The sequence below is a fragment of the Sulfurovum sp. genome, from assembly GCF_041562805.1.
Classification (GTDB): Bacteria; Campylobacterota; Campylobacteria; order Campylobacterales; family Sulfurovaceae; genus Sulfurovum.
Genome location: NZ_JBFFOH010000010.1, coordinates 1 through 26,598, shown reverse-complemented (window position 1 = coordinate 26,598; position 26,598 = coordinate 1). Strand labels below are relative to the sequence as shown.

The following is a 26,598-nucleotide window of genomic DNA, read 5'->3' as shown; positions in this document are numbered from 1 at the left end:
GCGGCATACCTCTTTTAAATTATACATCCACGAACAATGTGTTCCCTTCTTTTTCTATGAGGTCAATTTCGTACTTCTGTATATTATTTTGTCTAAATTACCCACGACCACCGGTGGTAATCAATGACATCTTTAATCACTACGAAACCGGACTCGAACCTAAAATACCTGTGTAGATATTTTAGGTATAAGACGAGAATTTTTTTTAATTACAAATTGTGTTATTGCAGCAATAAGTACTAATAGTACCAGAACTTCCGGACGTTCCGCTCTGGCAGAGGTCATACCAAACATTAAGTATGCGACAAGACAAACCAAAAAAGAACACATTATTCGGTGTTCCAGTGCGTTATTAGATTTTTTGATGGCTGACCAACACTGTTTTCCGAGAAAAAATATTATAGCTAGATACAATGTCAATCCAATAATTCCGCCCTGTCTTAATATATTGACATATACGTTATGGATACGTATTTCTGGTTCTAATTTGCCAAGTTCATGGACAAAAGGGACATCACTGACATACCCAAAGCCCTTGCCCACTAAGGGACTTTCCTCAAAATCCATCCATGCCATCAAAAAAATCAATTGTCGTTGTTCAAATCCTCTTCGAATTGACGTCTCGTTTAATCTTTTTGAATCGGCAAAAGAGAAAGCCACAATAACTAAAACAAGTATCAGCCCAATGAAACGAACAACATTAAACCGCTTTTTTTTAATCATATGTAAGGGCCGGACATTACATAAAAGAAAATCATATAAAAAAAGACCCACAAACAAAATTATAAAAGGAGTTCTTCGCTGATCCATAAAATTGTGAATCAAAAAAATAGACATCGAAAGCCAGTACAACTTTTGCTGCCATATTTTTTTTAACGAAAGATTGGGCAATACCAACAGCATACCCCAGATATTGGTCGTTGCAGAAATACCGGCGGTATTAGCGTGAGTCGTTATACCTGCCAGATGATTAAATATTGCCCATAAAGAAATAATTACAGATGCAACTATATACGTATTTCGAATCATATATATTCTGTTCTCTTTTGTTAATAATAGTGAAAAAGGGAACAATAAAAATAGCATGAGAAAAGAACGCCATGAATTAAAACTTATTAAAATAGAAATATGGTTTTTATACGCAACAAATGAATTCAGAATGCAATACCCGATAAATAATACCACAAACCAATGGGTAGAACTTAACCGCTTTAATTTACATTGAAACAGAATGGTCGACACATATAAAAGAATTACAACGACATACGTAGAAATAAATATGATTTGATTTATCGGCAGACCATTTTGTGTTCTCGCCACCAACGGAAGAGACAATATAAGCAATACTAAAAATATCCATGGACGTCCAAACCAAAGAACGGTCTGTTCACATTCGTTTTTTTGACAATTATTATACATAAGCGTTCATCTTGGTTAACAGCAGGGCCATCACTTTGTTTCTTAAATGTAAATAACCTGAGCCTTTAAGAAATAACATCTAGCAGCCGAACAACACAAAACCCAATAGTGTCAGGCTAACTATCAAATGCAGAAGAGTGTAAAAGGGGGGCTTGGCGTGATTGAACAGTATTTTTCTTAAATTCTGAATCGTATTTTCTTCTTTTTTCATTTCCCATGTGGATCTCCTTTCGTTGTCAATAAAACGAGTTAATTTGGACTCCACAACTTTGGGGTAGGTTGAATCTGTGACGGATCAGCAATAAAAATTGCAGTATCAGAAAGATAACATCTTAACTTATTGTTCCTGTAAAAGGTTAAAACCTTCACCTATTCAGACGAATAGTATTTTACTAGCAATTGTTTTATAATGGGTGGCGTAACTGATTCAGGTAAATATACAATTTCAACCGACATCTATCTCAGCTAAGACTTGTTAATGGTTTTTTACGTTTTCGACATGTTCACAAAGAACGATAAGCGACGATGAAAAATATGGAAGTAATTTGGGAGCAATAGTAACTTCAATCAACTTCAGCAGCCCCAAAAAATCCAGACACTTTCTTAAGAATCTGAAAGGTATGATCTGGACATCGTCTGTCGCCCATTGAACCAAGCGCAAATTGTTGTATCGCTCAAGGAAATTTGAGAAATGAGAACGATCCCAACTATATAAATGACCTGCATTCGAATAATCCCGACCAAACAACGCATGTTTCGCAAGTATCATGGGGCGAATGGGGTTTGGACATGCAACGATAACCCAGCGCCTGGAAATCTTTTTCGCATGAGACAATACATCGATAGGATTTTTCATGTGTTCAAGTACATGCGACAAAACAACAACATCAAATGAATTTTCTTCAACACTTTTTCCAAGATCTTGAAGGTCTTTTTTGAATACATCGCCAAAACGACTACTTTCTGACAGACAATGATCATCGAAATCTAATCCGGTAAGATTACGGCAGCCTTCATTCCGCAAATCTCTCATTAAAAAACCCAACCCGCACCCTCCTTCAAGGAGGCTCAATTCACTAATTGGGATGCCGTCAACACTAGCAGCCTTTTTAACCAAAGTGACAATTGCAGTACGAATTTCGGCACCTTTTTTTTCGTGATCACCAGCATCATATGATATATGTATAGATCGTGTCATATCGAGTAAGTAACTCCTTCGTTACATATTTTTTTTCATTACTTATGCGACAAACCATCGCAAACCAAGTCGCCGACTTAAGCCTTTCAACATATCCAACTCTGTTTCTTCAAAGCACTTCAATAAAATTAAACCGATAAAACTTGTAATATAAACCGAAATGATAAAAACTGGTAGCAACCAAAGTTGCCAGCCAGCAGGTATTTGCAAAAAAAGAACCGACAGAATGCCAAACGGAACAATCGTGGCAGTAAGAGCTCTGATGTGTTTCATGCAAAAAGGTTGAATTCTTAAATAATAATACAGAATCCCTCCTCCAAATGCGCAGGCCAATATCAATGAGATAGAAGTTGCTATGGTTGCTCCTATTAAACCATACGAAGGGACCAGGATTACCATCAGAATGGCATTGGATAAAAAACCACAAATCGAGGTCATCATATTTATGTGAGGTTTCCCTATTGCGACAAATGTTTCCCCAAAAGATCCAGTAACAGTATTAATAAAAAAACCTACAGATAAAATAATCAGGGCGGAGTGGACATTCAAATAATTGGCACCAAACAAAATTTTCAATATAAGTTCAGCAAAGAAAAATATGATCAAAAACAGCGGTAGAGTTAAATAGTAGGTCCACAGAGCAACTGTAGTATAAGCCTTCTTTAAGCTTTTCATATCGCCTTTGGCATAAAGATGGGTGATTGAAGGCATAAATATTCTATTAATGGAACCCAGACCTATTTGTAAAAGTTTCGCAATGGGCATGGCAACATTATACAAGCCAACATCCGAAACGGTCATAAAGGCACCTAATATTATCGAGTCTGATCGTCCTCGCATCTGGCCGACTTGCTGTGATCCAGCAAGAGGTAAAGCGAATTTGAAAATTTTTCGTGTATTAAATTCGGCCCTGATTGTTCCCCAAGATTTAAACAAATCTGTCGATCGCATAACAAACAAAACCGCCAAGATCGATACAGCAATGGAAGTTAACGCATAACCGATACTAAGATGAAAAGCGCTATAATGAAACATAAAAACAATTATAATTGCAACACCAAGCTGACTTCCAAAGGTAAGTATACTTTCAGTCAAAACAAATAAATCCATCCGCCTGAAACCCCTCAATGCACTCTTAGCGACTAATATCGTCACAGTAAAAGGCAGTACTGTGGCAAAAACTCTTAAAATACCTTGTAGAGATTGTTCACCAGCAAAATAGTCAGCGATGGCCGGTGCACTTAAATACAACACTATTCCAACTATAAGGCTCGATGAAAGGCAAACGATACCAGCTATAATAAAAAGTCCTTTCAGTTTTGATTGCTCTCGCTTCACCTGGAAGTACGGAATAAATCGGGCCAGTGCGCCCCCCATCCCTAAAGAAGCAAAGCTTCCGGCCAGACCAACGATGGTAAGTCCTAAAACAAATTCACCGTATTGCGAGGGACCCAATCCGCGCGCAATGATCATCCGAATGATCAGTTGCAATAACATTCCCGCAATCGTACCGCCCAGTGTAATCAATGATCCTTTGGCAAGATTTTTAAAAAAATGCTTTTCTTCCATATTCTCAAATATAACCTGCGGTAGTAATGTAATTTCTTTGGTATTTAGTCAGTTGATTGTTCGGTTTTTAAAAAACTTAGCCGAACAACCGTAAAAGCTTAGTTGAGCAATACAATACAAATATTTTTAGGGGATAAAATCTCGCACAATACCCCATGTGTTTTCCCCTTGTTCCAGAAAGAAAAATGGTACGTCAGGCAAATGTGTGCATGGTTTTGGGTAATGGTAACCCCGCCATGCAGTGATAGAGGTTACGAATATAATTAGCAGCGGTTCTGGATCAGTAAGCCCTGTGAATAATAATGACCTTGTCCTTATTGTTGAGCCTTTCTGTGATTCCGTTATAGATAGGGCGCATTGAAAAGATAAACAGACATTCTCACGGTGGCGAAGCATCCATACAAAATCTCGCATAGACTAAAGCCTTGAGTGTGTCGCCCACCAGAACCATTTGTCGAGGTAAGGTTTGGCCCATACAGGGTTTCGGTAATCCCAGAATTCACCAAATGCTCCCTTTAGAAGGTAGTCCAGATTGATTTTCAAGTTGAGCTTTTCCAGTTCAGTAAGCCGCCCTTTTTGTTTCTTTGTGAGGTCCCAGAGGGTCTTGAGCCAGAGGTGAATTCAAATTGCAAGTGCACCACGTGTAGCCATCAGAAAACTTCGTAGGGTGCCAGGTAACCGAGGGACTTCCGTTGTCGATTATTCAGTTTCCTGACAACTTCTGTGACGTCTTCTTCCGTAACCTTTTTTTTAATTGCTTCCGTTTGGAAAATACTGGCGTAGTAGGGGATTGGTATTCTCATTTGCTCCCCGCTGCCAAAGTGAATATGGATCAGCAAAATAGATCACCATCCCGGATCTCTTTTCAAACTCTTTAAAGCTCGCTACCACTATCCACTGTAAATGTGTGCCGCATGCGCTGGAAACTAAAGAAAAGCCCTGACTCCGTGATCCACCAGAGTTGTTGCCTTTTTGAGTTCCACTCGCAAATCGCTGCACGTCACCAATTTGCGAGTGGAACCTCTAATATATTTCCCAATTGTTAACCCATAAAACATTCGAAGCATTAGCCTTATAAGGCAACATTATCATTTGGTCAACCTCTTCCATCTCCCACCCAAGGACAGGCTTAAAAAACTCATTTACATACCTATCAACCCTTGCCGAATCATTCTTTTTAAGAATGCGGAAGTAAGAACGAATCTGTCTCGAAATTAATGTTTTAAAATGTTTCTTTTTTTTGGAACCAAGCACCCTATAAATTTTTATGGTTCCTCCTCCAAATTCTTTAATCTTAGAAAAATTCATATTATCATCTAAATAGAAGGTTAAATAATTTCTTCTTTTATTAACAATAATATAGTCAACCTTATTTTCTTTAATAGAAGCTAAAAAATCATTTTCTGACAAAGAGAAAATTTTATTTAAGGGGACATCGTACCTAGACCAAGAAGAAAGAAAAATAACCCTATCATCTTTTTGTTTCTCATAATTAGGTGCCAATTTGTTACTTTGAAGCACTGGCATAATTTTTATTGGGTAGCCCCCCCCAGAATAAAAGAATATCCCTTTCCCCTCCGATGGTACTGAGACTGCAAACTTACTTCCTATAGGCAGATTACGACTTATCCACTCGCCACATTTTTTTTCTTTATCCGTGAATATGCCAATGACACTTCTTTTGTTATTGTTTTTAATAAATTTTGAATATAGAAAATTTTGACAAATAAAAATATTCTTTTCCTCAATGCTTGCGACAGGCATATATATCTGAAAACATACAATAAAAAAAAGTAACGCCAATGCTAATATATTTCCCCCGCAAAAAAAGTAACTATCCCTTAATTTAAAATGAGTAGTAACTATATTAGATATTTCTACTATAGATGAAACAACAATCAAGAATGTGAAATTGTAGAACAGAAGTAGTTGCCCTACCCTCAAGTCCCTTTCTCCAGATATAAAAACAAGGGGTAGCATACACAGCATTACAACAGCCACAAACAAATAAGAAAAATCTAATTTAAAAGATTTAATTATTAACCATAACCATGCGCAAACTATCAATGGAGCCAAGTAAAAGTTTTTAAAAACTGAATTTTCACCTTTGACAAGAAATGAGACAAAACCGTTAAACACCCTGCTTAGAGTATAAATAATATCCGAAAACGAAAAGCTATTTGAAACTGCCCCCCCCACTGGACCTAATAATCCATGTTTAAGAGAGTATGAATTGTAGCTAACATAGATAAACCAAGGCAAAGAAGTGGCTAAAAAAACAAACAAAATCATAAATAAAAATTTCTTACTTCTATCACGGAAATACAACATAAAAAAGAAAGGAATTGGAATAAAAAGTATTGCTGTTTCTTTAGCTAAAAAACCCAAAGACAGCATAAAACCAGAAACAAAAGCATTAAATAAACACCCATTAGTACCCTGATATGTTTTCAACATAAAATAAAATGACAACATCACAAATACGATCCAAACAGCATCAATATGCCTGAAGGCGGCAATACCATAAGCATTCGAAGACATAATCAAGAGGGCGACAAAAAAACCTATTGTTTTATTAAATAAACGACTACCCAACAGATATATAACTACAACATTCAGTACACAAAAAATCTTTATTACAGCATATGCGCTCCACGGAGAGACTCCAAAAAATTTATAAGACCACGATATTATTAAGGGAAAGAAAGGTGAACGAAAAAAAAGATGGTTACCCCCCATATCAGAATAGCCATTTCCATTAAACAAATTTAAAGCAGCATTTATATACAATCCGCAGTCAGCACTAATGAAAAAATTATTCGTTGAATAATTAATTGATGCTATCAAAATTAACGCACACAGACAAACAATTGAATTGCCACTTTTAAGATCCAAAAACTTCATATATATAATTCACCAAAATTTTATATTGTAGACTATCTTACACGCCCAAACTCTTACATTTTACGTTAAGTGTCAGCCGATTAATAATGCATCGGGTACCTTGAAAAAAGAGTTTAACGTCTAATCTCGCTACGTCTGCAAAAATCTACACAAATAGAAAAGAGATATTACCTGTCATTTGTTCAGCATCAAGCAATTCCAGCAAAACCTGATGCCTCACTTACAATGATATCTGAACTTGTAACAGTGAGCGAACGAATCTAGAAATCAGCATTACATCTTATGAGAATTCATCTAGAATCATGTCCACCTATTCTGTATATATGAAAATCCACAGCAGTATTTACATCTTGTATCTCTTTAGCACCACCAAATAGCACAGAAAAGCAGCTAATATATTAACCATATTTATGCATCTCAATATTAAAATTATTTGAGACCATATTAATGTATCAAACCCGAGCATTCTAACTATTTGCAATGAGCTGAGCTCCCTTACACCTATTCCCATAGGTACGAATGTAATCACCCCTAACAACTGACCAAAGTTTACACATGATAACAAATTAAAAAAACCAAAATTTTCAATTTTGGCATATGTCAACGAATAGCAGGAACAAACTAGAAATATACCGACAAACATACTGACAGATATCATCTTAAGATGAAATATTATTAAATTTTCTCCAATCCCATCTAGTATTTTATAAAAAGACAAAAACAACCCATTTTCAGGTAGTATTATTTTTAACAAAATAGCAAGAACGGGTGGGATGATAACAATAAAGACTAAAAAAGATATTAACCAAGATTTATACCCATCAACTTCAACAAATAACAATATAACTCCACTAGAAAGCACAATTAAACAACAAAAATCACACCACAGCTCATAGATTACTACCAAGAACAATGATGTCCGTCTGTTTTTAAGCAGAAAAACTCGTGACAAATCGCCTACTTTTGCAGGTGTAAATATTGAAACAAAAAAACTTGCTCCTGTCTCAAGATATGAATCCTTAAATTTTATACTTCTAGAAAGAACAACATTTGAAAGTAGCATCCACCGATATGCTCTAACTAGTGGGATAAGAGCCATAAAAAATACAGAGAATAGCACTTCATTAAATGAAAATATAATACTGAAACCAGTTTCTAAGATTTTACTTTTCTGCAAAAAAAACAAAAATAGAGCAATCCCTAAAGTCGTCAACAATAATTTAGCGATTTTTAGTTTCAAAGTAGAACCCTGGAGCTATTTCTTATTAGTATCGCACCTGAGAATATGGGGTACAGTTTTATCAATATGGCAACTGTTTCTGTTATCACTATTGGAATTTTGAGATAGTCCACGGCTATTTGCGATGGTGCAAATCTTTTTTTCATAAGATTTGATGAAATCCAAAGACACGCTTAATGCTTTGATAGCAACAAAATCACGTTACCTAAGCAGCTAAGTTAACCTTCTTGGCTTGGTAAACCTACGTTGAGCTATAATAAAAGAGAACTTTCAAGACATTTCAACTTCCTCTTCAGCACCTTTGAGGTGCGTGGCCGATTGTTTAAGGCCAAGTTTTTCGAGATCTTTGATATATGTGTCCAGTCGTCCTTGTCCGTTGCGCTTGCCCCATAGCAGACCATGGAGGCTCTCTGGCAACGCACCCTAATGTCATGAGGGACGCCATCTTGCCACAGGTAATACTTGAGCTGATGGAATAAATGCCAACGAGGTAATCCTCCCATTTTAAACGGATACCAAAAGTAGAGGCTTACGCTGCTAACTCAATCTTTTGCTTGGGAGTTATTCCACCCAGTGACATATTGGGCCGTTCGTTTTTATATGTCCACAGCCAGAGTGTGCATGTTCTTGGAATTCTTCAATCGAATCGAACAAATACTGAGACAATGAATCACAACGAATTGTACGGCTATATCGTTCAAATGTATGCATTCTGTTGCGGCTTGCCCGGTTGAATATGCTCCAGCCGAATATCCTGCTTCTCCGACCATTCAATTATCTTACTGCTAATATCTAGTTTTCAGCTTCCGAATCCTTCATCAGGCGCATGAGAGATGCATCCATGCCGTCATATTTTGCTCGCCACTTATAAAAGCTGGTGCTGCTCATGCCAAGTTCACTGCATAGCTCAGTAACAGCCGTGCATGCCTCAGCTTGCTTCAAAATATTGAGTATTTGATTATCGCTGTATCGTGATTTTTCACTTAGAATCTCCTCTTGATTTTATTACGAGAAAATTCAACTTTTGAATACCCATAATTTTCGGAGGATCACCTTCACAAATATGCAAAAAGCTGATTGACAGCGGTGCCATCGGGCACCCCGATAGTTTCGGGGAGACTTTGTTCTCCTGGGCGCATCTCATGTTACCTCCTTTAAGGAGGGACACCCCAAAACTACCGGAGATACTCTCTTTTTTTAAATATCAAAATGTTAACGTGTTTTTTACTCTATCAATACTTTAATTGTAAATATTACTCTTTCCAATTGCGTTTCTTATAACCAAAAGTTACGAGTAACTTTGAAATAGTAGACATATCAATAAACAACAAGCCTATGTCTTTAAGAATTGACCGATCTCGCGGTGCTACGTACTCACACAAGTTGCATAATTCATTATCTTTCTTTGTTTCACAAACGACATGTCTAAAATCAGAATATTTTTTATTATTCCAAATCACTATTAAAGATTTATTCTTTACATTTCCTAACACATTAGACTGGTCATAGTCATGTCCGCATGAAACAACATTTCCATCATTATGAATTGTCATCCAGTACCAGGGTTTATCACACTTAAAATTTTTACCTCGCCAATTTTGTTTATTTGCTGACCAGTTCACCACTGGTTTTATGAATGTATTCACTTGATATGGGGACCATTTCTCTACAAATTGTAACGTGCTATTTTGGGTTGTTTTCATATCAATACATTGCATCGTTATATATGTATTGTGCTTTACCTTCTTAGCTAGTTCAAGAAATTCAGTTATGTTTTTATATGTTTTCTCATAGTTTGCGCCAACTCTTGCAATCTCATAATTTTCTTTTCCACCATCATCAAATGAAATTATTAATTGATCAAGGCCAGACTCCAGCAACAAAATACCCTTGTCTGGAGTGAGCAGCGTTGCGTTCGTAGCAAGCCATGTTTTTAGTCCATGCTTTGTGGCAAACTTAATCATTCTAAAAATATCTTTATTAAGTAAAGGTTCTCCACCAGTAAGAACCAACAACTCACACAACCCCTTACTGTCTAAAACTATCTTTTCAAAAAGTTCAAAAGTTAAGTCTGATTTAGACCGTTCTGACTTTATGACAGGACACATTGTGCATTTCAAGTTACATCGATTAGTTATTTCAACTTGTACAATACTTGGAAATGATTCTGGATCTAAAACATTGTTTTTGTATGAAAACAAAAGCCTAAACCTATTCTTTAACCTACTCATATTATACAAGCTAAAGCTTAAACCTTTGATTATTCTCATTATATTTTTCATGTTTTCACAATATATTGTTGTAAAATAATCTGTTTTATCAGCATAGATGCTTAACGTAGAACAAACTATTTATTAATTAAAAAAAATTAAAAGAATTTAGTCTTCTTTTTAACTAAACCCCAGAAAACTTTCATATAAATGACAAATTCATTAAAAGTTTTAATGTTAAGAAGTTTTTTAAAGATAAAGCTGGGGCGCAAGTAAAAAGATCGTAACGCCTTAACACGCAATTCCTGGAGTTGTTCAGGAGCAAGATTTGGCCCTAAGTCAATCACAACACTTTTAGAATATTCATTCCACTTCTCATGAACAACTTGGTTTCGTTTAGTAAAAATAGTGTGAAGTCTTGTCCCTGGATAAGGTATTGCAACATTAAAACTTGCTGTATCGGGCTTCAATGTTTTAGCAAAAGAAATTGTCTCGTTTATAGTATCAATTGAGTCACCAGGAAGCCCTAAAATAAAAGAACAATGAATTCCAATCCCAGACTCTTTCAATCTTTCACATGCTGATACGACTTGTTCCTTTGAAACATTCTTTACTCTCTTGATAATTTCATCATTTCCGCTTTCAACTCCTAAGAAAATAGACTTACAACCAGATTCATACATGATGCGCAAAGTATTTATATCAGGCACAGTATCGACCCTTGAACTACAACTCCATGTTATATTTCCTTCAAATTCTTTAAACATTTCACACAACGTTAGAACTCTTTCTTTATCAAATAGAAAAGTTGAGTCTTGAAATGATATGTTTTGAATTCCATACACATTGAAAAGTTCTCGAATCTCTTTAATAATATTTTCAGGAGATCTAAATCGAATAATTCGACCTTGCACTGTTGGAATATGACAAAACTCACAATTAAAACAACATCCTCGGGAAGTCATCAGTGCAACAGTTTTCCCTTTACCACTCCAATGGTGCAGATAATTGTACTCGCTAAGATTAAGAAGATGATAAGCTGGGAAAGGTAAGACGTCTATATCAGAAATAGGTTTTCTTTTTTCTGTAAAAAAAACATTCTCATTAATTTTATAAGCAACGCCTTTAATTGTATCTATATCTATTTTACCTGAAAGATAATCTAGATATTCATTAAGAACATACTCTCCCTCACCTAAACAAACGAGGTCAATATTTGGATTTACTATAATCTCATGGGGTAGAACACATGCATGAGCACCACCAACAACAACTTTAATATCTACATTAAAATCTTTAACTATCTTTGCATATTCAAAAGTATCATAAATCAAATCCGTAGTACTTGAGATCCCAACAACATCAGGTTCTTCTATTTTTAAAATATTTAGTATTTCTTCTTTAGAGTGACCACATAAATAAGAATCAACTATTTTCACTTCAACATTATTATTTTGATTAATAAAAGAAGCTATACCTGTAATACCAAGTGGAACTGATGAAAAAACTACTTTTTGAGGTAGTCCTTTATGTAAATCCAAACTTGGTTGTGTTAACAATAATTTCAATGACATTACCTCTTAGTTAAGATCAGTTCTATTACTTGTGTGGTATTTACTAATTAAAATTCTACCATCACCTGTAGAAACTAATATTCCTTCCCTATTAAACCAATCTACGAAACCAGGTTCCATCGACATATTATTGTCAAACTCAACAGCATCAAGTACTGAAACCCGAACCTCATCATAATAAAAAAAAGCGTATTTACCCGGGGAGGCAAACGCTCTCACATAGTTGTAAATAGTCGAACTAGATCTACTCCAATCTATACACCTATCAGTTTCTGTCAAAAGAGGTGCTCGAGAAAAGTGATCATGTGGTTGAGGAAAACTTTGAAGATTGCCATCTAATACTTTCTGTATGAACATTTTAAGCAATTCAAGACCGACATCAAAAGCAGTTTCTCTTAATGTCAAAATTGTATCATCAGGCAAAATAATTAGTTCTTTTTGAGCAATTATGTCACCATGGTCAATATACTTATCAAGATAATGATAAGTTACACCAGTAGCTGAATCACCATTTATTAAGGCCCAAACAAGTGGGGAAGCCCCTCTATATTTAGGCAACAAAGAACAATGGAAATTAATACAACCTAACCTAGGAAGTCCTATGACTTTCTCATTAAAAAGTTGGCCCCAAAAAAAAGAAAAAAATAAATCGGGAGCTTCTTTTGAAATTTGTTCTATAAATTCAGGACTATTCACATTTTCAGTGGTTAGCAATTCAAAACCATACTCAGAAGACTTTGTAAGTAATCTTTGAGAAACTTGGGATTTACTATCTTCATTCAAATAAGACTTTGAAGTTACAACTTTTAATATAACTATATTTTTTCTAATTAAAACATCTATAGCTTGATTTAATATTCTTTGATTACCAAACAAAACAACTTTCATATCAACACACCTAACATTTGCTTATATATTATTAAGTTGATCTGTTTTGTTTTTTAAAAATATCATTCTCTTTTTTTAATGTATCTAGTTGAAAACTTACTATTGACAATGCTTGATACAAATCTCTAATTTTCCTACTATTGTCAAGCTGGTCACCATGAACATTAAACACTTTAAAATATACAACAAATAAAGCCGTAAAGATTATAAAAAACTCTCTTCGCTTCATAGAGAACATGTTCATTATAAGATCAGCATATTGAGGATAAATAGAGAAGAAACCCATAGAAGCCCAAACAAACAACCAGAATATTGACTGAGTAAAAGACATACGGCCAGATTTAACCCAACTATACATTTTAAAAACGAGAATAAACATAGCAAGAACTAATAAAACTGAAGCAACCTTCATCAAATTACCTTTTTTAAATGTTTCATATTTAAAAAATAACGAATTATACTGTTAATTATATGCAGACCATATGACAATTCACCTTTTGTAGATTTACCATGGGCTCTTTTCTTAACATGAATTGGAATTTCTATAATTTTAAAATTTCTTAGAGAAAACAATAAAAACATTTCAGTTGCATTGTAATTCGGTTTATTAAAATAACTAAAGATATCCATATTATCTCTTAAAGTTGAACAACGGTAAGCCCTAAAGCCACATAAGTAATCTGTAATATTATATCCCGTAATATATGTAATAAAATAGTTAAAAATCGGTAAAAACATTCTCCTTAAAAATGATGTATATTCTTGTGACCCTATTATTCTTGAACCAATAACAACATCACAATCATTATCTCTGCTTAAGACATCAACAAATGCAGGAATATCTTTGGGGTCATGCTGATTATCAGAATCTAAATGAACCACGAAGTCATAATCTAGCATTAAAACACATTTCAAACCCGTTACAAAGCCCATGGCTTGGCCTAAGTTTATATTATGTTTTATAAGATTAACATTATAGTCTTTAACAATTGAAGAGGTGTTGTCTTGAGAACCATCATCTACAACAAAGATATCAAAATCAGAACTAATGCTCGACAAAAGCCTGCCAATAGATCTACTTTCATTGTAAGCTTCTGTTATAATTGCAACTTTCATGAGATATTACAATTCCATTAGAATTAAAACTAGAATATTCATATAAAATAAATAATGATATTAAGCTCGATACGCGGGGAAAAAGCCTGTACCGTCAGGAGACTGTTCACATAACTCATTATAAACAAGAGAATTATGTATAGCTTTATAAGTATAGAATTTTGCTCTTAATGAAGAAAAGTTTTTCTTAAACTTAAAGACTCCTAATCTGCCGCCCATAAAATCAAAGACTAAACATCCATGTCGTTGAGCCCAAAACAAAGCCTCAGTAAACATCAAATTATTAACCCTTCCGTCCCAGTGATCTGGATTACTTGCGCTCAAAAAATGAAAGGCATAATTTTCATCAAATACAACAATAAACCCCCCTGTCATTTTGCTATCTTTTTCAGCTACCAATAATTTAACCTTACGATCTCCAAGTGATCTAATTTTTATAAAAAAATCCAACTTAAAAAAAAGATGTTTGGGTGCCTTTTTCCTTTTCATCTCAGAATTATATATTTCCCAAAATTGTCTCCAAGAATTATCATCTTCACATGAAACATCACGTATAACATATCCCATTTTTTTTGATTTTCTTAAGGCACGCCTATTGGCACTCGAGGTATTGTTTAAAATCTCATTCTTTGATTTTCTTAAATCGACACAAACAGTTTCACGATTAAACTCCACATTGTCTTTATTATAAAATTTATAGTTTTTAATATTTGCATCAAAACGTATAAATTCTGAAATAATATTATTATTAGCACAATAGCGTGAAAATTCTAAATGGAAACAATCTAACAGGGATTTTGAAGGAGAAGGAGTTGAAGCTATAGGCCCTCCATAATACCAAGATGAAACTATATCAAACAATTCAACATTAGTATTTGGAGATCGGAGAAAAAGCGACAATTTATTGATGCTTTTCTTAAAATATGGGTAATAAATCGTTGAGCCGTCAGTCTCTAGGACGAATAGTTCCGCAGAATCACCAATAACCCCTTCAAGACTTTTAATATAATATGGGTCATGATAAATTGATTTATTCGCTATTTTGTCAAAATAAAAATTCCACTTACTGAGCTCATTAACAGAACTACCTAAAATATGCGTTTTCATATCCATTAATTAAAACTTTTGTAGAACAGATACAATTTTATCCAACTCATGCTGCTGCAATAAAGGATGATTCGGAAGACCTATAACATTCCCAGCAACTTCTTCAACATTCTTAAAAAAAATATCTGAATACTCGTGACCATATTTTTTTAACACAGGTTGCTTGTAAAGTGGCTCAGCATATCTATGACGAAAACCAATATAATTTTCATTTAAATGAACCTTAAGGTCTTCTATTGATTTACCGGATTCAGGCTTTACCATAACTGGACACCAGAAATAGGTGTGAACATTTTCTTTTATAGCGTTAGACACAGGAACATGTGCCCAAGGAAGTCTTCGGACTGCTTCAAGAATTTTTTTAGAATTATCAATTCGCTTACTATTGAGATCATCCAGTTTTTTTAACTGTACAATACCCATTGCTGCTTCTATTTCAGTCATTCTATTATTAAAACCCAGGCGAACATGATCATCACGACCTGACATTCCATGGCTTCGAATACATTTACACTGCTTTGCAATGGCAGAATCATTTGTTGTTATAATTCCACCTTCTCCTGTAGTCATATGCTTAGTCGCAAAAAAAGAAAAAGCACCAACGTCACCGATATTTCCGACTTTTTTTCCTTTAAATTCTGACCCATGAGCTTGAGCACAGTCTTCCAAAAGAAGAACTGAATATTTATCTGCCAAATGCACAAAGTCATCCATTTTTGCAGGACTACCAAACAAATGCACGGGCAAGATAACCTTAGTCTTTTCAGTTATGTGATCTTCAACACTTTTAGGAGAAAGACAAAGGTCATCTTTGTCAATATCAGCAAAAATCGGCTTAGCACCTAAGTAAAGCACAGCTGAAACCGTGGCAAAGAATGTTAAAGGCGGGACTATAACTTCATCTCCAGGACCAACACCCATCGCCTCCATTGCTATATGAAGGGCTGCTGTTCCACTATTAACAGCTACGGCAAATTTAGTTCCAACATATTCTGCAAAATTTTGTTCAAACTCAGCAACAATTGGCCCAGAGGCATAATGCCCAGAAAGAAGTACCTTCCTAACTGCTTCAACTTCTTCTTCGCTTACAGTAGGAGTGGCAACATTTATAAAATTATTATTCATAAAATTTTATCTAATTAAATATATTTAAAAGAACTATTTCTATAATTTGGAGAATCCCAGTCTATATCACCCATGTTCTCAAATTTTGTGATCAATTCTTCAATGCCATCTTCTACAGAATACTCTGCATTCCAGCCGACAATATTCTTAAGTTTATAACAGTTAATTTTATAGTCCCTTCTATCTGTTGGCTTGTCTTTAATATATTCAATCTCTGTATCGGGAAGAAACAATTGGACAAGCTCGGCAATTTCCTTAACTGTCTTATTATTTGACTCTTCACCAAGGTGAAATATTTTACCACTACGAATAAAACGAGGCGTTGCTAAAGTCTCAACCAATGCCCTGGCAATGTCCCGGACATGTATCAAGGAACGGTACTGTTCTCCATCGCCATATATTGTTATCTTCTTATTCTTCCAAGCATTATAGGCAAAAAGATTCGTGACTAAATCTAGTCTAGGACGAGGCGCCCAACCAAATACGGTCGTAAGCCTTAAAGATGTTGGATGGAAATGAGGAATTTCTTCAGCTCTCTTAAACATTATTTCTTCAGATTTCAACTTTGCGTATGCATAAGCAGATAATGGAGCCGTAGGGGTTTCTTCCGTGACTTCGTCATATAAACCTTTAACATTGCCGTAAACAGAACATGATGACGCAAAAATAAAATCTCTCACAAGTTCAAACTCTGGATCAGTACAACAATTCACTAAAGTTCTCGTGCTTTCAACATTAATGGTATGATGAGCTTTCTGGTTACTAGCACAAGCGAACTCACCAACAATACCTGCCAAGTGAATAACAGCACTGATCCCTTCTAGTGCATAAATAATATCTTTGGAGTTTCGGCAATCACCTTCAATAATTTCAATTTTATCCAAATAAGGCTGAAGAGCTTCTTTCCCCCAATAAAAAGAATCAAAAACAACAGGTTTATACCCCTTAAGTAATAACTCTTCTACCGTTAAAACTCCAATATATCCAGCACCACCAGTGACAAGTACTCGCATAAGTTACCTCATTATTTTACATAAATTGTTCTATTTTATTACAACAGTATTTGGCAAAAGGAATCGATGCTGTAAAAGCTGGTGAGACAGCGTTAAGAACATGAAAAGTCTTTTCATTTCCTTCAACGCAAAAATCCATTACCAATTTTCTTTGTTTTGAGTCATAAAGTTGTGCCCTGATCCCAGGAGCGCCCCACGTCCTGTAATCTTGGAGTTGTACACCTTCAAGTAATTGAGATGCTAATCCAACTAAATGAGGGCGAAAATATTTTTGACACTCTTTAATGGCTAGTTTTCGGAAATCAAAATCAGATTTAAAAAACAAACTTAATTCAGTAGATAGAATTTCCAACATCTCTTGAAACTTAAATTTACTAAAACCATGATAATTCTCACGCCATAAAGCTGGTATAGCTGTAGGCCCAATTTTAATCATTCCATCAACACTTATTGTAAAATGAACTCCTAAAAAAGGATGGTTAAGATTTGGAACAGGATAAACATGAGTTTTCAAATTACAAGCATTAACATTTGCATACAAATAAAGGCCTTTAAATGGCAGAATTCTCAAGTCTAGAGCAAACCCATAGTCGTGGGCTATGGTATCGGCATAAAGGCCTGCAGCGTTGACAACATATCCTGCATGGAAATCGCCATGATTTGTTCGAATAACACCATTATCGTTAGACAAATAACAAGTCGAAAATTTAAATTTAACTCCTTTATCTCTTGCATCACGGAACAAAGAACTAATAACCTGATCAGGATCTATTGTTGAGGTAGAAGGAGAGTAAATTGCCTTATGAAAAGTTTTCACAAGAGGTTCAATTTCTCTTGCCTGTTTCTGATCAACAATGCGCAAATCAACATCATTCTCTACACCTCGTTGATACAACTCATTCAGCCCATGAAGTTCCAACTCATTCTTGGCTACAACCAATTTACCACATTGATTAATAGCGAGATCATTGTCTAGGCAATACTCAGTGAGAGCCTTATTACCATCCCGACAAAAACGGGCCTTAAGGCTGTCAGCCGTGTAATAAAATCCGGCATGCAGAACCCCACTATTGCGGCCACTTCCATGAACTCCACATTTTTTTTCTTTATCTAAAACAGTAACACTACAATCAGGAAACCTATTTTTAAGTTCTAAAGCGATAGATAAACCTATTATTCCAGAACCCAAAATTAAAAAATCAGACCGCATTTTTTTAGACATCAGCACTACTATTTTTATTAACAAAAAAGGTTATTGTTTTATGCAGACCATCTTGTAAGTTAACCTGAGGTGTCCATTTTAAAATATTCTTAGCTTTAGAAATATCTGAAAAATTACGTTTCACATCACCTAATCTTGGTTCAGTAAAATTTACATTTATTTCACCGGAATAACCAAATTCACTAAAAGTTTTAATAATCTCTTGAGTGATCTCAGCAACGGTGGTCTCCCTTGCCGCAGCAATCTGAAACGTTTCCCCCCCTATTTCACCAACTGAGGCGGCAAGTCGAACAGCATTAATCAAATCATCAATATAGATAAAATCCCTGGTCTGATTTCCATCCCCATATATTTCCAGGTCTTTACCTTCCATTATTCTCTTGATGAATTTAGCAACAACACTATCCTTTTTCTTTGATAGTGGCCCGTAAACATTACTAAAACGAAGACAAACGGTTTCAACACCAAATGTACGAAAATAGGCGGAACAATATCCCTCCCCGGCTAGTTTACTCGCACCATATGGAGAGACAGGGTGCGGAGGTAATTCTTCATGGATAGGGGGTTCACATTCTCCGGCAGGAGCTCCACTTGAAGCGAAGACAAATCTTTTAATTTTATTTATGCGAGCAGCCTCAAGATAATTGAACGTCCCGACAACATTGGCAAAGCAATCAAAACGCGGGTCTTCGACAGAAGGCCCTACCCCTGTATTAGCAGCAAGATGGACAACAATATCAAAGCCTTTTACTACCTCTAAAGCAAGCTGTTCATCCAAAATATCCCCTTGCACAAGTTCTACTTGTGCAAGGGAGGAAGTGCTTGGAGAGCAAAGATTGTTTATCTCTTTCTCATCATATTGACAAACTTGGGCTAAGTCATCTTTAGTACCAACAGAAAGATTGTCGATAATGCGAATGAAGTGGCCTCCTTCTTCCAGTAAATTTTTAATAAGATTCCGGCCAATAAAACCGCAACCTCCTGTGATAAGCCATTTCACTACCATTTCACCCCTTTAAAGATAACATCTCTCCGTATGTTTTGTTTATATTGCTCTACGACTTTAAACATTTTTTTCATTGAATCATTGTCTAAATAATGAGGTTTTACTCCGAGATCAAGCAATCCTTGATAGGTTGGATTGTAATAATGCTCTTCGGCCTCATTTCGAGGATTTTCAATCTTTTTTATCTGAACGTCATAACCCATTTCCCGCCCGACACACTGTGTCATTTCAGCCAACTCATTGACACTGAAAGTCTCCATAATCTGGTTGTATATTCGTAGTTCACCATTTTTTGCAGGATTTTTTTCGGAAAGATGTACGCATTGAAGTGTATCGTTAATATTTAAATAACCTCTTGTCTGCCCACCTTTGCCATATACAGTAAGCGGATAATCGGCAATAGCCTGGACAATAAAACGGTTAACAATTGTGCCAAAAATCTCATCATAATTAAATATCGTTTTCAAGCGATCATCAATAGAAGCTTCCTCTGTAACCATCCCGTACACCGGTCCCTGCAACAGATCGGTTACCCGTAAATCCCACATCCTGACCCCAAACCACATGAGATCCGTATCCATTATTTTGGATGTATGATAAATAGAACCGGCCTGTCTTGGATACAGAAAAGTGTCTTTTCTTCCTTTGTGTTCAATTTCAAGCCATCCTTCTTCAATATCAATGTTAGGAGTGCCATACTCTCCCATCGTGCCAAGTTTGATAATATGACAATCTCGGGCAAAATCACGTACGGCAAACATGAGATTGTTGGTAACGAGAAGATTGTTGGTTATTGTGATATTGGCATGCTTATAACTAATAAGAGAATAAGGCGCAGATGGCTGTTCCGCATAATGAACAATTGTCTCGGGAATCCCGGAAAATTTCTTATGAATCGCCCAAGAATATTCCACAGTACCATCAAACAAAGAACGCATGACTTCAGCATCTGTCAAGTCGCCAATAACAACTTTGATCTCTTGTCCAGTAAGCTCGTGCCAGATTTTAGCGCGCTCAACCAGCGAAGGAATAGGATAGAGCATACCAACATCCAACTCTGTGCAACTGTTGCGCCTGAAGTAATTATCAACAACAGTCACCTCATAACCGCGTTTTGAAAAATACATGGCTGTCGGCCAGCCCAGATACCCATCTCCTCCAAGAATCAAGACATGCATAGTTAAGACTCCTCTCCAGGCCAATAACGATTATCCGGCTGATTGTCTGTAGTATCTTCAATTGTTGATGAAAGAATATTATTGTTATTCAGAAATTTCAGCAATTCATCCTGATCCAGGACCGACTCATGGGAAGAGTTATAAGGGTTGGTTAAGTGATCTGTTATTATTTCAGGATAATCGTATTTAATATCTCGATAAACACCTCTGAAAGCTGGCATAACAGAAAAATAATGAGGAAGTTCTACGGCACGACGCATCTCCTCATGGCTCATCAGCTCTTCATAGAGCTTCTCGCCAGGTTTTGTTCCAATTTCCACTATCTCGATATTATCAGGGTTATGACCGTACTTTGGAGCGAGCTCTCTAATCATTACTTCGGCTAGATCTTTTATCCGGACTACCGGCATCTTAGTAATAAAGACATCTCCGCCCTGGGCCAAGGAGGCTGAATCAATGACTAACCTTACTGCTTGATCGACACTCATAACGAATCTAGTCATTTCAGGGTGAGTTAAGGTAATCGGTCCCCCTTTAGCTATCTGTTTTTTAAAAATCGGTACCACGGAACCATTGGAACCTAAAACATTGCCGAAGCGGGTTGAGGAAAAGATAGGACCTGCACCATGAAAATTACTGTTGGCAGCTGTCATAAGTCGTTCTCCCATCAGCTTAGTAGTACCCATTACATTTGTTGGGTTTACTGCTTTATCTGAACTCGTGAAAAGCACCTTTTCCACTTTGTTCTCACAGGCCGCGTAAATAATATTCTGCACACCGTTAATATTGGTCTGAACTGCCTCAAAGGGGGAGCGCTCACATAGAATTACATGCTTAAAAGCGGCCGCATGAAAAACCACGTCTATACCTTTCATCTTACGGCAAAGTTTGTCCCTATCCCGGATATCTGCTAAAAAGAAACCAGCCCGACTATCATGCAGAAACTGCTGTTCTAGAAAGAACAGCCCACTCTCATTATTATCAAGCCCAAGGACTTCAGCAGGGCCATAATCATTTTCTAACAACAGACTGATTAGTTTTGAGCCGATTGTGCCGCAAGCACCAGTTACAAGTATTCGTTTATTTTTCATAGAGTTACTCACTCCTCTAAATATATTTAAAAAAATAACTACATATCTTATTAAAACTTGATTCTATATTCTCTCATTATATTAATTTGTATTGTGTCTCCACAAATACGTAAAACTTTATTGAATAAGTCTTAACAATTTTATCATTATTAGCAGAATAAACGCCTCTCGTATCTATTCTCAAGTTAGAATGTTCCTCGATGAGCTGATAATCAAATCCATCATGATTTGTAGCTAGAAGAACCGCATCATATTCTTTTAGAATCTCAGGCGAAAGTTTAACTGAGGTCAGGTTGAAGCAATGTTCGCGCATTTTGGGGAAATTGGGAACATGAGGGTCAGATTAGGAAACAACAGCCCCGTTATCTCGTAAAATCTCAATTAACTCGAAAGAAGGAGATTCCCTCATATCACCAACATTCTTTTTATATGCTATGCCAAGAATGAGAATTTTTGCGCCATTCAACGCTTTCCCTAAATCATTAAGACGATCCATTAATATTGGTAATAACTCATTGAGGCATAGCAGCATTAATCTCACCAACTAGCTCAATAAAGCGGGTGTGAATACTATATTCCCGAGCCTTCCAGGTTAGGGAAACTGGATCAATTGGATTGCAGCGCCCTCCAAGACCAGGGCCAGGGTAAGAAGGGGTAAAGCCAAACGGTATGGAGCGATTTTAAATTATTAAAATTTCGAACAAGGTTTTTTTCCCCAATAATCATTCACAATTACAGCAATATTTTTCCCCAAACTCATTATAATTAGTATCTCAGGCTTATAAATTTTATGTTAAGCAATAATATTAAAACTAAGTATGACAAGAGACAGCATTTTGTATAAAAAATAAAGACAATAATTAAATGCAAAAATAACCATCAGATAGCAAAAAAACCGTCCATTCACAGGTGCTTGCATTCCTTGAAGGTTTCATGCGCGTCAAAGAATTAAGTCATGCTACTTTAACGAATTTGGCAAAGCAATGCACAATTGTTTTTTTCCTAGGAAAACCCTTATGTTCCAACAGGCCACAACCGAAGTGCCCCCCCTCTATATCATTCAAAAAGTTAGAGTTAGGTCAATTTTGAAAGATGATAATGGGGAGGAATCATTAAAAGATTTCTCGGGCGAAAGAGAGTATTTCAGCATCCTTCCGCTCCTGCAAAATACCAAGGCAAATTTAAATGTGGAAACCGTTGAGGATACATTTTAATTTCTCTTGCCAAAATCCGCTTTCACAGAGCTCATTCAGTCGGAATCCAAGGCTACGGCTTTTTTACTAAAATCTATTTCAGCAAAGCTTGTGAATTCGGTTTATAAAGAGTTTCGTCAGCATAGAATTTCTAATAAATCTGAAAATGATTTCTTTTTATTCACGACCCAAGTCGATGATATCAAGACAACCCCTAAAGCCATTCCAACCACAGAAACCGTCCAAAGGCTGCCGAAATCATGGCACATTTGCATCTCGGATCTCTTCTAGTCGAAGACTAGCTGACAACATCACCGGGATTGTCACAACTCACGATATAAAGGTTAACATTCGGAGCCGTTAGCTTTGGTTGTAGTTGTTTCCTGACTCCATTAACGAACGACTTACTTCCCACAGCAAGACTCTCGGCCCATCCTGGTTCTCGTCTTTTTCCAGCGCTATAAGCGATGGCTAGCGCCGTTGCATGGTATCGAACATCCCAGCACAGCAGCAAGCACCTTTTCTATTTTTTCTTCTGTTGATCTCCTAAACTGTCTTGTCTGCAAATAACTGGAGGACTCTGTAACACCACTTCCTTTTTCCCGTTTATGACCAAGAGGTGAATCTGGAATATGATAAAGCGCTATTTTTGCCACCCAAATGGGTTTACAAGATCGTTTCCAGTACTATAAGTACCTATTTATTTAACGTTATGTCAGCTCGTTATCGTGATCCGCCCCAGTTTCAAGTCGTGTCAGTTTTCCCTTGGATGTTTCAATAAAGTTCAAGAAAAATGCGAGAAAAATTGCGCACATGAGGCCGACCACGGCCCCGAGGGCTACGACCATTTGCCGTTTTGGCTTGATTGTATGCTTCGGCGCCAGGGCTGGCTGATCAACTCGAACAGCACTGATTGCAGCATTGTCGACAACAATATTCTCTAACTCAGACAACTTGACCTGCAGACCCCGCAGCGGGCCAATAAACGGGTCATCACTTTTACGACTCTTGAGGCTGTTTATTTCGGCCTCCAATTCCCGGGTACCATTCATATAAATAGGGTTGTTCGCCGTATTAACCGCGACACCGATCTCAGGGTTATTCTGGTCGGTCGACTGGCTCCTACGCGAATCGTAGCGCTCAACAATACCTAGTTCACGGGCAATTGAAGCCGCCTCTTCAAGAGCGGCTATACGATCAAACCGTCGGTCCTGTGCCACCTGACGCAAACCGACTATCTGGTTCTGCACATATTCTTTTTCACCTTCAATTGTTGACTTGACGCCCTGCGACTGCTCTTTCACTGTTTGCTCGTTCACCATTGCAATAAAATCATTGGTCCACTTTGCAATTTGTTCAGGATCAGAACCTTCCAGGGTTACGGTAAAAAAAATGGTTTCCTTTTTATCAAGTGGCTGAACGCTCAATTTCTCGTTAAAAAATTTTTTAAAAATACGCTCTTCAGAGACATCGGCATTCTTTTTATCCCTCAGATGAGTCAGCAAGTCATTATCTTGAAAAAACTTTTTTTGCAAAGACGCGCTTTTTAGGTTAACGATCATCCCTGCATACACTTTTCCCACAAGTAACTGAGAATCAACACGGGTTCCAGTGGTACCATTTAACTTTTCGACATCGCTTACAGTGGGAGGCAGTAAAATCGCCTCAGACTTATACACCCGCGGAGCCAGCAGGGCATAGGCCACGGCAAGGGCCGTAACGAGCACCGTCACCAGCACAATCATCTTCCAGCGCCGGATCAGGATGCGGAGCAGATCCAGAAGATCAATCTCGTCATCCGGCATGGACTGGTACATGTTGGGGTGCGGCATAACCTGGGGTTGCTGTTGGGGATTACTGCTCATATATCTCTTCCTCTTCTATTAATCATGAATCCAAAACCCTGCTTACTTCACTCACTTGTGTAATATAGTACAGACCATACATTGTCAAATGTGGTAAAAAATAAAAAAAGACACGCTACCGCCATTTGGGTGATCAGGGTAGTGATCAACCATTAACAAATAGCAGTAGCCATAATCATTAAAGAGGCATTGATGAGAGAAGATAAATAGAGGTGAAACGTCCTGCTCTCCGGCCCCCAGCCCCCAGTCCCCACTTATAACTTGAAATAAGTGAGCCACACAGCCGATTAACTAAATCAACTTGATCCGATCTTGGGACAGCGTTGTTTTCACCTGGCGCTGAAGCATCTCGAGAAGCACCCGGACCTGGTCCTCACCGCAGAAGGAATCAATGATGGCCTTAACCGGCTCTCCTTCACCCAAGAAGACCTCAACCTGATCCCCCATCTTGTACCTTTGTCGCTGAAGATATGTCCTGGAGAGGAATCCATCATGCCCTGCCCTCTCACGGAGGCAGTCAATCACCCCATCTGGAACCGGAGGAAAATGGGTACCGAACTGCACCGGACCCACCGCACCCCTGGTTGAAGAAATGGCGATCCAATTACATGTGTGGGGATCAAGCTGCAAAAAAAGATAGCCGGGAAACAATGGGCGCAGCACCTCTTCACGCTTCCGGGCATGGGTGCGGGTTATACGCACCAAGGGTAAATAGACGGGATACCCCTGTCTTTCGTAATGAAGCCTGGCGAGTGTCTCTTTATTGGGTTGGGTGCGAATGGTAAACCATTGGCATTTGCTCTCTTGAATATTTATTGCCAAAGCTTCAGACACTGCTCTCTCCTGACATCATAACAACCACTGATAGCCGAAAATGACCATCCCTTTTGAGGATAAGAGATAATCTACATGAACACTTTTCGCAAAGCAATGTATTCTTGTTTTTTCCCTTGGAAAACCACCTTTTTTTCAATAGGATAGTACATATGAGGCCCATACATACATGAATCAAAAAGTTGAAGTTAGGTCTTTTTAGTATCAAAACTGAAGTTATAGGCCTTACCTCTATTTTCCAGCTGCGGTATCTATCCCATAACCGCCAAAAGCCTAATAACTATTCTTACTTTTAAGCGGGAATCCTTTTCAATAAAAATAGATTTATACCTTCCTTAAAGAAATATGATAAAGCACCTGAAACTTCTAATAGAAGTTGTCTTGCCACAATAAAAAATTCAGGTAATTATACTCAAACCTTATCCCCAACAAATATAGACAAATATGCCAAAGCAACCAACTGACTGTCAAACAACTGTGCCAGCGCAGGTGCTTGAATTTCTTGAAGGAATTATGCCTTTTAAGGAATTAAGTCCAGCCACATTAACCAATCTGGCAAAGCAGTGCATCATTGATTTCTTTCCCATGAAGACTCTCATCTTCCAACAGGATATAACCGAAGTAACCCATCTCTATATCATCCAAAAAGGTGGGGTTCGGTCATTTTTAAAGAATGAAGATGGGGAGGAATCATTAAAAGATTTTAGAGGTGAAGGAGAGTATTTCGGCGCCCTGCCGCTCCTGCAAAATACCAAGGCAAATTTGAATGTGGAAACCGTTGAGGATACATTCTGTTTTCTCTTTCCGAAATCCGCTTTCACAGAACTCATTCAGTCGGAACCCAAG

General features: G+C 37.0%; 24 protein-coding genes and 2 pseudogenes. 2 read left to right on the top strand and 24 right to left on the bottom strand.

Annotation, left to right across the window (positions count from 1 at the left end):
* Positions 1-159: 159 nt before the first annotated feature.
* The 22 genes and pseudogenes from ABYK33_RS02685 to ABYK33_RS02580 form a co-directional block, all read right to left on the bottom strand.
* Complete coding sequence (locus tag ABYK33_RS02685) at positions 160-1,086, bottom strand: O-antigen ligase family protein (protein WP_373031381.1); 927 nt, start codon at positions 1,084-1,086, stop codon at positions 160-162.
* An 808-nt stretch (positions 1,087-1,894) separates the two neighbouring features.
* The gene (locus ABYK33_RS02680) at positions 1,895-2,617 is read right to left on the bottom strand and encodes a class I SAM-dependent methyltransferase (RefSeq protein ID WP_373031380.1); all 723 of its coding nucleotides are present in this window, start codon (positions 2,615-2,617) and stop codon (positions 1,895-1,897) included.
* A 42-nt stretch (positions 2,618-2,659) separates the two neighbouring features.
* Positions 2,660-4,186: a flippase gene (locus tag ABYK33_RS02675; protein ID WP_373031379.1), complete on the bottom strand. Its 1,527-nt coding sequence runs from the start codon at positions 4,184-4,186 to the stop codon at positions 2,660-2,662.
* A 417-nt stretch (positions 4,187-4,603) separates the two neighbouring features.
* Positions 4,604-4,807 carry a transposase gene (locus tag ABYK33_RS02670; protein WP_373031401.1) on the bottom strand — a complete coding sequence of 68 codons (204 nt, stop codon included), beginning with the start codon at positions 4,805-4,807 and terminating at the stop codon, positions 4,604-4,606.
* Positions 4,808-5,209: 402 nt separating this feature from the next.
* On the bottom strand, positions 5,210-7,090 hold the full coding sequence (locus ABYK33_RS02665; RefSeq protein ID WP_373031378.1) for an ArnT family glycosyltransferase: 1,881 nt from the start codon (positions 7,088-7,090) through the stop codon (positions 5,210-5,212).
* 343 nt (positions 7,091-7,433) lie between these two features.
* Positions 7,434-8,330, bottom strand: a complete 897-nt coding sequence (locus tag ABYK33_RS02660; protein ID WP_373031377.1) for a lysylphosphatidylglycerol synthase domain-containing protein — start codon at positions 8,328-8,330, stop codon at positions 7,434-7,436.
* 529 nt (positions 8,331-8,859) lie between these two features.
* Positions 8,860-9,108, bottom strand: a pseudogene (locus tag ABYK33_RS02655) (transposase); the annotation flags it as partial.
* Between the two features lie 17 nt (positions 9,109-9,125).
* Positions 9,126-9,320, bottom strand: a pseudogene (locus tag ABYK33_RS02650) (transposase); the annotation flags it as partial.
* A 263-nt stretch (positions 9,321-9,583) separates the two neighbouring features.
* Positions 9,584-10,612, bottom strand: a complete 1,029-nt coding sequence (locus ABYK33_RS02645) for a radical SAM/SPASM domain-containing protein (RefSeq protein ID WP_373031376.1) — start codon at positions 10,610-10,612, stop codon at positions 9,584-9,586.
* Positions 10,613-10,698: 86 nt separating this feature from the next.
* Entirely contained in the window at positions 10,699-12,108 is a 1,410-nt protein-coding gene (locus ABYK33_RS02640) for a radical SAM protein (protein ID WP_373031375.1), read from the bottom strand.
* A 12-nt stretch (positions 12,109-12,120) separates the two neighbouring features.
* The gene (locus ABYK33_RS02635) at positions 12,121-13,002 is read right to left on the bottom strand and encodes a methionyl-tRNA formyltransferase (RefSeq protein WP_373031374.1); all 882 of its coding nucleotides are present in this window, start codon (positions 13,000-13,002) and stop codon (positions 12,121-12,123) included.
* A gap of 31 nt (positions 13,003-13,033) precedes the next feature.
* Positions 13,034-13,414: a DUF2304 family protein gene (locus ABYK33_RS02630; RefSeq protein ID WP_373031373.1), complete on the bottom strand. Its 381-nt coding sequence runs from the start codon at positions 13,412-13,414 to the stop codon at positions 13,034-13,036.
* Positions 13,414-14,118, bottom strand: coding sequence for a glycosyltransferase family 2 protein (locus ABYK33_RS02625; protein WP_373031372.1), 705 nt, complete (start codon positions 14,116-14,118; stop codon positions 13,414-13,416). The genes ABYK33_RS02630 and ABYK33_RS02625 overlap by 1 nt, the downstream gene beginning before the upstream one ends.
* 60 nt (positions 14,119-14,178) lie before the next feature.
* Positions 14,179-15,231 carry a GNAT family N-acetyltransferase gene (locus ABYK33_RS02620; RefSeq protein ID WP_373031371.1) on the bottom strand — a complete coding sequence of 351 codons (1,053 nt, stop codon included), beginning with the start codon at positions 15,229-15,231 and terminating at the stop codon, positions 14,179-14,181.
* 3 nt (positions 15,232-15,234) lie between these two features.
* Positions 15,235-16,350 (bottom strand): DegT/DnrJ/EryC1/StrS family aminotransferase, encoded by a 1,116-nt coding sequence (locus tag ABYK33_RS02615; protein ID WP_373031370.1) that lies wholly within the window; start codon positions 16,348-16,350, stop codon positions 15,235-15,237.
* Positions 16,351-16,364: 14 nt separating this feature from the next.
* Positions 16,365-17,363, bottom strand: coding sequence for an NAD-dependent epimerase/dehydratase family protein (locus ABYK33_RS02610; protein ID WP_373031369.1), 999 nt, complete (start codon positions 17,361-17,363; stop codon positions 16,365-16,367).
* Positions 17,364-17,379: 16 nt separating this feature from the next.
* Positions 17,380-18,585 carry an L-2-hydroxyglutarate oxidase gene (gene lhgO / locus ABYK33_RS02605; RefSeq protein WP_373031368.1) on the bottom strand — a complete coding sequence of 402 codons (1,206 nt, stop codon included), beginning with the start codon at positions 18,583-18,585 and terminating at the stop codon, positions 17,380-17,382.
* Positions 18,578-19,591 carry an NAD-dependent epimerase/dehydratase family protein gene (locus tag ABYK33_RS02600; RefSeq protein WP_373031367.1) on the bottom strand — a complete coding sequence of 338 codons (1,014 nt, stop codon included), beginning with the start codon at positions 19,589-19,591 and terminating at the stop codon, positions 18,578-18,580. Before ABYK33_RS02600 ends, lhgO begins: the two co-directional genes overlap by 8 nt.
* Entirely contained in the window at positions 19,585-20,769 is a 1,185-nt protein-coding gene (locus ABYK33_RS02595; RefSeq protein WP_373031366.1) for an NAD-dependent epimerase/dehydratase family protein, read from the bottom strand. Before ABYK33_RS02595 ends, ABYK33_RS02600 begins: the two co-directional genes overlap by 7 nt.
* 2 nt (positions 20,770-20,771) lie before the next feature.
* Positions 20,772-21,860, bottom strand: coding sequence for a polysaccharide biosynthesis protein (locus ABYK33_RS02590; RefSeq protein WP_373031364.1), 1,089 nt, complete (start codon positions 21,858-21,860; stop codon positions 20,772-20,774).
* A 343-nt stretch (positions 21,861-22,203) separates the two neighbouring features.
* A complete protein-coding gene (locus ABYK33_RS02585) occupies positions 22,204-22,356 on the bottom strand; it encodes a UDP binding domain-containing protein (protein WP_373031400.1) in 153 nt (50 codons plus the stop codon).
* Positions 22,357-22,372: 16 nt separating this feature from the next.
* Positions 22,373-22,531: a hypothetical protein gene (locus ABYK33_RS02580; protein ID WP_373031399.1), complete on the bottom strand. Its 159-nt coding sequence runs from the start codon at positions 22,529-22,531 to the stop codon at positions 22,373-22,375.
* Positions 22,532-22,876: 345 nt separating this feature from the next.
* On the opposite strand from ABYK33_RS02580, the gene ABYK33_RS02575 reads away from it, so the two are divergent.
* Positions 22,877-23,074 (top strand): hypothetical protein, encoded by a 198-nt coding sequence (locus tag ABYK33_RS02575; RefSeq protein ID WP_373031362.1) that lies wholly within the window; start codon positions 22,877-22,879, stop codon positions 23,072-23,074.
* A 689-nt stretch (positions 23,075-23,763) separates the two neighbouring features.
* Here the strand turns inward: ABYK33_RS02575 and ABYK33_RS02570 are convergent.
* Positions 23,764-24,918: a Wzz/FepE/Etk N-terminal domain-containing protein gene (locus tag ABYK33_RS02570; RefSeq protein ID WP_373031361.1), complete on the bottom strand. Its 1,155-nt coding sequence runs from the start codon at positions 24,916-24,918 to the stop codon at positions 23,764-23,766.
* A 291-nt stretch (positions 24,919-25,209) separates the two neighbouring features.
* Positions 25,210-25,752: a transcriptional activator RfaH gene (locus ABYK33_RS02565; RefSeq protein ID WP_373031360.1), complete on the bottom strand. Its 543-nt coding sequence runs from the start codon at positions 25,750-25,752 to the stop codon at positions 25,210-25,212.
* 444 nt (positions 25,753-26,196) lie between these two features.
* Between ABYK33_RS02565 and ABYK33_RS02560 the strand changes: the two genes are divergently transcribed.
* On the top strand, positions 26,197-26,598 hold a 402-nt coding region (locus ABYK33_RS02560; protein ID WP_373031358.1), incomplete at its 3' end, for a cyclic nucleotide-binding domain-containing protein.